Source organism: Pseudomonas sp. 05T35 (assembly GCF_056396605.1).
Map to the genome: position 1 here is coordinate 1 of NZ_JBFTLU010000647.1, position 1824 is coordinate 1824.

At 58.9% G+C, this 1824-nt stretch carries 1 protein-coding gene; it reads left to right on the plus strand.

What is annotated here, in order from left to right:
• The first annotated feature begins 219 nt into the window (after positions 1–219).
• Entirely contained in the window at positions 220–1692 is a 1473-nt protein-coding gene (locus AC1DH9_RS28380) for an autotransporter outer membrane beta-barrel domain-containing protein (RefSeq protein ID WP_477809257.1), read from the plus strand.
• Positions 1693–1824 lie beyond the last annotated feature (132 nt).

A 1824-nucleotide genomic window follows, 5' to 3' on the forward strand; every position in this document is an offset into this window, starting at 1 on the left:
GTGGCAGACGCGTTTCCGAGCCTTCGCAAATCGACACATCCGAGAACGACGTAAGGAAAAACGTCAGCAACGGGAGGCCAATAGTCATGCGGCCTCCAAGGCGGAGCCTTTTCTACAACCGAAGCTCCCACACCTCGCACAAGAGCCGGAAATACCCGGCATCGGGGGATGTGCCCGCCCTTTTAGAGTTCGACTTCCCCAAGGAAGAGGTCGCATTCAATGCCCATTTTGCACATTCATCGTCCACACCATCTCGCCCTGGCAATTGTCCTCGCCTTCGGCTGCAACGAAATGTCCCACGCTCAGCAAACAGAGCCCGAAGTAACCGAGACCAAGCCCCGTCCGGTCAAAGCCCGAAAACCTGCGAAACCCAAACCCGCCCCTCAGGACTCTGTCGAACGGCACTTACCCGACGTCCCCGTCACCACAGCAGTGGCGTTGATCACCCCCGATAACAGACAAGCCGCTCCYGATCCTGATCCTGTTCCTGATCCGCTGCTCGTCGAGAACATGATTGCCCCCAAAGAACCCTCGGCAAGTGAAGGATTGATCGCTGCACTGGCACCTGAACTCCCGGCGGAAGTGATGACCAATGCCCCCCCGGTCGCCAACAGCCTCGACTCCGATAAACCCGGCACAACACAAACGCCGAAGACGGTTGCGAACAATGCCGCCATCAATGCCCTGCTCACCAGCGACACCGCAACGGCCGCCATAGCGCTGGAGCAACTGGCCGGCGTCAGCAACGCCAACCTCGCCTATGCCACGTTGAGCAGTGTCCGGCCGGTCAGCGCGAGCATGCTTTCCGCCATGCGCGAGCTGAGCAACGATGCAAGTCTGCAAGACCGCTCGGCAACTGGTCACGATATCAACGGCAAGGTCTGGGTCCAGGCGCTGGGCAACTCCGCAACCCTTGATGACAAACTGGACGACAGCGCCCTTCGGCAACGCACTCACGGCATTGTGGTGGGGGCCGACTGGTCACTCGACAATRAATGGCGCGCGGGCTTGCTGGGTGGCAAATCACAGACTCGCCTGGACGGGGTGTTACTGGACGGCGATCTCGACAGCTGGCACCTCGGTGCCTATGCCTTGCGTCAAAGCGGCCCGCTGGCATTGCGACTGGGTGCGACTTACAGCAGTCATGACGGAACCACCAAACGCAACATTGYCTTCAATGGTTACAGCGACCCACTCAAAGGCAGCTACGACGCCAGCAGCCAGCAGGTTTTCGCCGAAGTCGGCTACAACCTGAGCAGTGGCGCCCTGCAGGTCGAGCCTTTCGCAAGCCTGGGGTATGAACATTATCAACGTGACAGCTACCGGGAAAAAGGTGGGGATGCTGCGCTGAAAGTCGACAAACAAACCCAACGCAACTTCAACAGCATCTTTGGCCTGCGCCTGGCACACCATAGCGACCTGGAAAACGGCATGCGCCTGACCCCGCGTATGAGCGCTGGCTGGAAGCACACCTACGGCGATGTCAGCAGCCATCTACGTCAGACTTTTTTGGCGGGTAGCGAGACGTTCTACGTCGAAGGCATTCCACTGGATCGCAACAGCCTGACACTGGAAGCGGGGTTGGATCTGAGGATCTCGAAGCAGCAGTCCCTGAGCATTGCCTACAACGGTGAGATGAGCAGCAACAGCCACGAAAACGGCGTGATGGGGCAGTGGCGGATGAACTTCTAACGTCCACAAATCCGCGGTGAAAAAAAAGGGGGGCACATGCCCCCCCGAGGTAAAGCGTTGCAGTCGAGGCTGTTAAATCAGCCTTCGATCTCGATCAGGATTTCGCCCGGATTGACCCGGTCGCCCTTGGCC